Source organism: uncultured Bradyrhizobium sp. (genome assembly GCF_964252615.1).
In the GTDB taxonomy this organism is placed as follows: Bacteria; Pseudomonadota; Alphaproteobacteria; order Rhizobiales; family Xanthobacteraceae; genus Bradyrhizobium.
In genome coordinates this window covers 274,480-280,638 of record NZ_CAXUNQ010000001.1, presented here as the reverse complement: position 1 = coordinate 280,638, position 6,159 = coordinate 274,480, and the positions used below count along the sequence as shown (strand labels likewise).

General features: G+C 66.6%; 10 protein-coding genes. All 10 read left to right on the top strand.

Translation table 11 applies throughout. The features are described from left to right. Nucleotides 1-305: 305 nt before the first annotated feature. The 10 genes from ACFE72_RS01300 to ACFE72_RS01255 all read left to right on the top strand — a co-directional run bounded on the left by ACFE72_RS01300 (nucleotide 306) and on the right by ACFE72_RS01255 (nucleotide 6,142). Entirely contained in the window at nucleotides 306-875 is a 570-nt protein-coding gene (locus ACFE72_RS01300) for a head-tail connector protein (protein ID WP_375411233.1), read from the top strand. Then, nucleotides 872-1,201 carry a phage head closure protein gene (locus tag ACFE72_RS01295; RefSeq protein ID WP_375411232.1) on the top strand — a complete coding sequence of 110 codons (330 nt, stop codon included), beginning with the start codon at nucleotides 872-874 and terminating at the stop codon, nucleotides 1,199-1,201. The genes ACFE72_RS01300 and ACFE72_RS01295 overlap by 4 nt, the downstream gene beginning before the upstream one ends. 73 nt (nucleotides 1,202-1,274) lie before the next feature. Then, nucleotides 1,275-1,685, top strand: a complete 411-nt coding sequence (locus ACFE72_RS01290; RefSeq protein WP_375411231.1) for a DUF3168 domain-containing protein — start codon at nucleotides 1,275-1,277, stop codon at nucleotides 1,683-1,685. 12 nt (nucleotides 1,686-1,697) lie between these two features. Further along, nucleotides 1,698-2,105 (top strand): phage major tail protein, TP901-1 family, encoded by a 408-nt coding sequence (locus ACFE72_RS01285; RefSeq protein ID WP_375411230.1) that lies wholly within the window; start codon nucleotides 1,698-1,700, stop codon nucleotides 2,103-2,105. A gap of 188 nt (nucleotides 2,106-2,293) precedes the next feature. Then, on the top strand, nucleotides 2,294-2,611 hold the full coding sequence (locus ACFE72_RS01280; protein WP_375411229.1) for a gene transfer agent family protein: 318 nt from the start codon (nucleotides 2,294-2,296) through the stop codon (nucleotides 2,609-2,611). Continuing rightward, complete coding sequence (locus ACFE72_RS01275; protein ID WP_375411228.1) at nucleotides 2,608-2,862, top strand: rcc01693 family protein; 255 nt, start codon at nucleotides 2,608-2,610, stop codon at nucleotides 2,860-2,862. The genes ACFE72_RS01280 and ACFE72_RS01275 overlap by 4 nt, the downstream gene beginning before the upstream one ends. Nucleotides 2,863-3,009: 147 nt before the next feature. Next, nucleotides 3,010-3,606 carry a phage tail tape measure protein gene (locus tag ACFE72_RS01270; protein WP_375411227.1) on the top strand — a complete coding sequence of 199 codons (597 nt, stop codon included), beginning with the start codon at nucleotides 3,010-3,012 and terminating at the stop codon, nucleotides 3,604-3,606. A gap of 92 nt (nucleotides 3,607-3,698) precedes the next feature. Continuing rightward, on the top strand, nucleotides 3,699-4,337 hold the full coding sequence (locus ACFE72_RS01265; RefSeq protein WP_375411226.1) for a TIGR02217 family protein: 639 nt from the start codon (nucleotides 3,699-3,701) through the stop codon (nucleotides 4,335-4,337). A 326-nt stretch (nucleotides 4,338-4,663) separates the two neighbouring features. Continuing rightward, entirely contained in the window at nucleotides 4,664-4,912 is a 249-nt protein-coding gene (locus ACFE72_RS01260; protein ID WP_375411225.1) for a hypothetical protein, read from the top strand. Between the two features lie 321 nt (nucleotides 4,913-5,233). Beyond that, nucleotides 5,234-6,142 carry a DUF2163 domain-containing protein gene (locus ACFE72_RS01255; RefSeq protein ID WP_375411224.1) on the top strand — a complete coding sequence of 303 codons (909 nt, stop codon included), beginning with the start codon at nucleotides 5,234-5,236 and terminating at the stop codon, nucleotides 6,140-6,142. Nucleotides 6,143-6,159: the final 17 nt, after the last annotated feature.

The following is a 6,159-nucleotide window of genomic DNA, read 5'->3' as shown; positions in this document are numbered from 1 at the left end:
GTCCCACCGCCTCTTTTTGCTCTACACCCCGCGGGTTAGGGGCCCCCGCCTTCGCGGGGACTACGCTGAAAATGTGCATCCCCACGCGATAACAGGCTGCTCCGGAAGTGTAATTATTCCGGATTAAGCGCGGCGCGACGCGCACCTGCGTCGTCCCCGCGAAGGCGGGGACCCATAACCGCCGGCGTTGCGATTGCTCACGAGCGCGCCGCGCCATCGCTCAAACTGAAACGACACGGCGGTTATGGGGCCGCGCCTTTGCCAGGACGACGTGGAAACAGTTTCGCGAAACAGGAACAGTCATCATGTCCGCCATCCTTCTTGTCCCGCCCTCCGCCGAGCCGTGGCCGGTGGCGGAGGCGAAAGCCTTTCTGCGCGTCGAGCATGACGACGACGACGCCGTCATCGCCGCGCTGATCGCGGCCGCGCGCGGCCATGTCGAGGCGTTGAGCCGGCGCGCACTGCTGGTGCAGCGCTGGCGCTTCGTGCTGGATGCCTGGCCGCCGGGCGGCCGGTTCGATCCGCGCATGGGGCCGCTGCGCAGCGTGATCGCGGCGCGGGTGTTCGATGCGGCGGGCAACGCTCGCGGCATCGACGTCGCAACCTTTGTGGTCGATGCCGCCGCCACTATCATCGCCTCGCCGTGCTGGACGCTGCCGCGGCCCGGCCGCGTGGCCGCCGGCATCGAGCTCGACGTCGAGCTTGGCTATGGCGCGCTCGCGGCCGACGTGCCGGACGCCTTGCGTCACGCCATCCGCATGCTGGTGGCGCATTGGTACGAGAACCGCGGGCTTGCCGCGATCGGCGGCAATGTCGCAATGCTGCCGGCCGGCGTCGGCGCGCTGGTCGCGCCGTACCGGATGCTGTCGCTATGACCGATCCGGGCAAGCTGAAGACGCGGCTGCAGATCCAGGCGCCGGTCGAGACCGACGACGGGCAGGGCGGCGTGACGCGCAGCTACGCGACGCTGACGACGGCCTGGGCCGAGGTGACGCCGCTGCCGTCGCGCGCAGGCGGCGACGCCGTCGAAGCCGGCGCCGAGGGCGTGAGCGTGAAATACCGCATCGTGATGCGCGGCAATTTCGTCCTCACCCTGCAGCACCGCCTGGTCGACGGCGCGCGCATCTATCGCATCGCCGCGATCCGCGACGCCGGCGACCGCCGCTTCATCGCGCTCGACGCGGAGCTGCGGGTGGAGTGAGAGGCGCGCAACAGAAATAGAGTGTCATGCGCGGGCTCGACCCCGCGCATGACGCTGTAAAGGAAACACTCCCATGCCATCCGCCCATGTCGCACTTCGTTCCGCCATCCATGACGCGCTGATCGCCGATACCGCGCTCGCATTGGCGCTCGGCGGCGCGCGAATCTATGACGAGCCGCCGCGCAATGCCGATTTCCCCTATGTCACGCTCGGCGAGGCGCGCATCCTGGATGCCTCCGCCGACGAGAGCCCGACGCAGGAACATCAACTGACGCTGCATGCGTGGTCGCGGCAGGGCGGCCACAGGCAGGCCCATGTCATCGCCGGCGCGCTATTGGCCGCGCTCGACGATGCGCCGCTTCACCCCGACGGCCACCGGCTGGTGAATTTGCGGTTTTCCATCGCCGACATCAGGCGCGAATCCGACGGGCGCACCTATCATGCGCTGGTGCGGTTTCGCGCCGTCACCGAACCCTTGAACTGACAGGAGACGCCGATGGGCGCGCAAAAAGGCAGGGATCTTCTGGTGAAGATCGACAGCGGCGCAGGTTTCGTCACGGTGGCGGGACTGCGCAGCCGGAAGATCGCCTTCAACGCCGAGCTGGTCGACATCACGCACGCGGAGTCGGCGGACCACTGGCGCGAACTGCTGGCCGGCGCCGGCGTGCGCCGCGCCTCGATCTCCGGCCGCGGCCTGTTCAAGGACGCAAGCTCGGACGCGCTGGTGCGGCAATCGTTCTTCGACGGCGCCGTCAACAACGCCCAGGTGATCGTGCCGGATTTCGGCGTCATCGAGGGGCTGTTCCAGATTTCCAGCCTGGAATTCGCCGGCGAGCATAATGGCGAGGTGACGTTCGACCTGTCGCTGGAATCGGCCGGCGCGCTGACATTTACGGCAGTGTGATGCGTGCCCCGGACGCCGCGTAGCGCGTAGCTCTTGCGGAGCGGTGCGCGGCGGAGCCGGGCCCCGGTTGCCCGCGAACCCAACAAGGCGGGGTCCCGGTTCTGCGAAGCGGCATTCCAAGGCGATGCTTCGCATCCCTTGGAATGCACCGCGCCCGGGACACGGGAGCGGGTCAGGAGGAAAACATCATGCCCAACAGACACCGCGGCGAGATCGCCGCCGAGCTCGGCGGCGCGCGGCGCACCCTGGTGCTGACGCTGGGGGCGCTGGCGGAACTGGAGGCCGCGTTCGAAACCTGCGACCTGGTCGCGCTCGCCGAGCGCTTCGGCTCCGGGCGATTGTCCGCGCGCGACCTCCTGCGCATCATCGCCGCCGGCCTGCGCGGCGCCGGCGAGGCGGTCAGCGATGACGAGGTCGCGACCATGACCGTCGAGGGCGGCGCCGCCGGCTATGTGCGGATCGCGGCCGAACTGCTCGCCGCAACCTTCGAGGCGCCGGCGCCGTGACCAAGCCGTTTCCATGGGACGAGGCGATGCAGTTCGGATTCGGCGTGCTGCATCTGTCGCCCGATGCGTTCTGGAAGATGACGCCGCGGGAGCTCGCGCAGGCGATTATCGCCGTGCGCGGCCGGCTGGCTTCGCCGCTCGCGCGCCGCGATCTCGACGCGCTGATGCAGGCATTTCCGGATACCGGGCAGCCCATTTCAGGTGCCATGTGCGGGCCCGACCCGCGCATCCATCGGACTTTGCAGGATTGACAGAAGTGCATGGATCGCTAGGTCAGGCCCTGCCGGATGCACACATCCCATCATCATTGCCGGGATACGCGGGTCAAGCCCGCGTATGACGCGATCTGTGCATCCGGTATGGCGTGACCCGGCAATGGCGCGGGAGGATATGCAGCGATGAGTGATGGCACCGACCTGTTGTCGACCTCGAGCACGCTCGACGGCCTGACGCTCAAGACCAAGGACCTCACCGCCAGCGCCGGCGGATTTGCGCGCGCGATGACGCAGGCATTTTCGGCTTCCGTCACCGGCGGCAAGCAGTTCGACGACATCTTGAAGTCGCTCGCCTTGCGCGTCTCCGATCTTGCGGTGCGCCTCGCCTTCAAGCCGCTGGAAAAGTCGCTCACGACGGGCATTTCGAACCTGCTGTCGGGATTGACCGGCAGCGCAGGAGGTGGCGCAGGAGGCAGCGCATCCGCATCGCTGGTCGCGGCCTCCGGCGCCATCAAGCCGTTCGCAGCCGGCGGCGTGATCGGCACGCCGACGTATTTTCCGCTTAGCGGCGGCGGCACGGGCCTTGCCGGTGAAGCCGGACCCGAAGCGATCATGCCGCTCAAGCGCGGCCCCGACGGCAGGCTCGGCGTGTCGGGCGGCGGCGGCAACACCATCAATGTGCAGATCGCCACGCCGGACCTCGACAGCTTCCGCCGCTCCGAGACCTACATCACCGGCCAGCTCGCGCGCGCGGTGGCACGGGGACAGCGCAGTTTGTGAATGTGTCCTGACGCGGTGCAGCGCTCGTGCGGTGACCGCAGAGTCGGCGCCCCGGGACACGACCCGCGCATGACGGCAATGGATATCACTCGATGCCCGCCTTCCACGAAATCCTGTTTCCGCTCGACATCGCGCTGAAGAGTGCGGGCGGGCCGGAGCGGCGCACCGAAGTCGTCACCTTCGGGTCGGGGCGCGAGGCGCGCAACGCGCGCTGGGCGCATTCGCGGCGGCGCTATGACGCCGGCTATGGCGTGAAGTCGCTGCAGGCGCTGCAGGCGGTGGTGGCGTTCTTCGAGGAGCGCCGCGGGCAGCTCTACGGCTTCCGCTGGCGCGACCGGCTGGATCATTCAAGTGCCGCGGCGGGCGCGCCGCTCTCGCCGCTCGACCAGGGCATCGGCACCGGCGACGGTGCGACTGCAACGTTCCAACTGGTGAAGACCTATGGCGCGGGCTTTGCGCCCTATGCGCGCGAGATCGCAAAACCGGTGGATGGCAGCGTGCGGGTCGCGGTTGGCGGCAGTGAACTTGCCGGCACCGCGTTCAACTGCGATGCGGCGACCGGCCGCGTCACGTTTGTGAGCGGCCACATTCCCGCCGCCGGCGCGGCGATCACCGCGGGCTTTCTGTTCGACGTGCCGGTGCGGTTCGATACCGACTATCTCGAGGTCGATCTGTCGGCATTCGCCGCCGGCGCGATCCCGAAAATTCCGCTGGTGGAGATCAAGGTGTGAAACGCCGCTGTCGTCCCCGCCCTCGCGCCAGGGTATGCATATCTCCCTGGCGTCGTTGCCGGGCCTGACCGGCAATCCATCCGCTTCGAAAGATGCTTTCCGAAGAGCGATGGATACGCGGGTCAAGCCCGCGTATGACGGGATGGCAAACCGGCAGTTGTAATCAACAAGAGGTTCTCTTCGCCGACCGGCTACGAAGCCTATCTGGCGCGGGCATGCCAAGCCGGTTATACGCAACACGTTCAGCGTCAAAGTTTTTATTCAGACCGATCCGGGATCGGCCAGAGGCTGGCGTGTCCACACCGCCTATCCGGTAAGGTGAGATCATGAGCGACAACGAGACATTCATCCTCGAGATCTATCACAAGGGCGTTGTAAGCCGGATGCCTGTGCATGGTAAAAAACGTTTTCTGCTCGAACGGTCGTTTCTCGACGATATTATGACGCTGGAAGGCGGTCGCCGCGACAAGACCCGACCGATCGGTGATCCGTCGCGGGATTCTTTTGAGGTAAACGATGAGCAGTTCGACGCCTACCTTACATTCAGGCAGCAGATGAGAAACGAATTCGATTAACTGGAAAGACAATCGGCGCTGTGATTTTTTCGCGATGAGGCGATCGAGCGCAACTTTCCCGACATTGCCCTTCTAGGCAGACGCGACCTTGCATGTTCGCATCCTCGACAGAGTGCGGCGTCTTCGCAAACTCGGCGTGCCTCGCAAACTCGTCATGCCCGGCCTTGCGCCGGGCATCCACGTCTGTTTCCGATCGTCGAAAGACGTGGATGGCCGGGACAACCCGGCCATGACGATGCCGAGGGGCGCACCCAGATTGCTTGTTGCCATATGCGATAGCCCCGGCCTTCGCGGGGCACGACAGCAGAAAAGGTTGAATCGATGCGCCCCATCCCCTCCGCCCTGCAGACAAAGCTCGATTCCGGCGTCACCACGCTGGCGCGGTGCTGGAAGCTGACGCGGCGCGACGGCGTGGTGGCGGGGTTCACCGATCATGATGGCGATCTCGTCGTCGGCGGCGTGACGTTTCGCGCCGGCACCGGGTTTTCTTCGTCGGAAGCGGCCAGCCGATTCGATCTCTCGGTGGACAGCGCGGAAATATCAGGCGCGCTTGCCGATGATTCCCTCACCGACGCCGATCTTGCCGCCGGGCGCTACGATGCGGCGGAAGTGGAAACCTGGCTGGTGGACTGGAGCGATCCGTCGTTGAGCGTACTGACCGCGCGCGGCACGCTCGGCGAGGTCAGGCGCGAAGGCCGGGCCTTCACCGCCGAACTGCGCGGACTGGCCGACCTGTTGTCGCAGGAGAGCGGGCGGCTCTATACCGCCAGATGCGGCGCCGATCTCGGCGATGCGAGGTGCAAGGTCGATCTCGCCAATCCGGCGCTGCGCGGCGCGGGAGCGGTGACGAGCGTCGAAGGCAGCTCGGTCCTGGTTGCCTCCGGCCTCGACGGGTTTGCCGATACGCTGTTTTACGCCGGCCGGCTGACATGGAGCAGCGGCGCCAATGCGGGCCTGTCGATCGAGATAAAGCAGCATCGTCTCGTCGCCGGCGACGCGCGGCTGACGCTGTGGCAGGCAATGCCGGAAGCAGTCGCGATCGGCGACACTTTCACGGTGACCGCCGGCTGCGACAAGAGCTTCGCCACCTGCCGCGCCCGCTTCGCCAATACCGACAATTTCCGCGGCTTTCCGCAGATACCGGGCAATGATTTCCTGCTCGCCTCGCCGGTGCAGGGCGCCCCCGGAAACGACGGATTGTCGTTATCGCCGCCGGTGCTGGCCGGGTAGGGAGCGCGCTGTTTCAA

What these genes read in the sequence shown, in the direction of transcription:
- ACFE72_RS01295 (WP_375411232.1), top strand. Translation starts at nt 872, where the DNA reads ATGACCGATCCGGGCAAGCTGAAGACGCGGCTGCAGATCCAGGCGCCG.
- ACFE72_RS01260 (WP_375411225.1), top strand. Translation starts at nt 4,664, where the DNA reads ATGAGCGACAACGAGACATTCATCCTCGAGATCTATCACAAGGGCGTT.
- ACFE72_RS01300 (WP_375411233.1), top strand. Translation starts at nt 306, where the DNA reads ATGTCCGCCATCCTTCTTGTCCCGCCCTCCGCCGAGCCGTGGCCGGTG.
- ACFE72_RS01285 (WP_375411230.1), top strand. Translation starts at nt 1,698, where the DNA reads ATGGGCGCGCAAAAAGGCAGGGATCTTCTGGTGAAGATCGACAGCGGC.
- ACFE72_RS01270 (WP_375411227.1), top strand. Translation starts at nt 3,010, where the DNA reads ATGAGTGATGGCACCGACCTGTTGTCGACCTCGAGCACGCTCGACGGC.
- ACFE72_RS01255 (WP_375411224.1), top strand. Translation starts at nt 5,234, where the DNA reads ATGCGCCCCATCCCCTCCGCCCTGCAGACAAAGCTCGATTCCGGCGTC.
- ACFE72_RS01265 (WP_375411226.1), top strand. Translation starts at nt 3,699, where the DNA reads ATGCCCGCCTTCCACGAAATCCTGTTTCCGCTCGACATCGCGCTGAAG.
- ACFE72_RS01290 (WP_375411231.1), top strand. Translation starts at nt 1,275, where the DNA reads ATGCCATCCGCCCATGTCGCACTTCGTTCCGCCATCCATGACGCGCTG.
- ACFE72_RS01280 (WP_375411229.1), top strand. Translation starts at nt 2,294, where the DNA reads ATGCCCAACAGACACCGCGGCGAGATCGCCGCCGAGCTCGGCGGCGCG.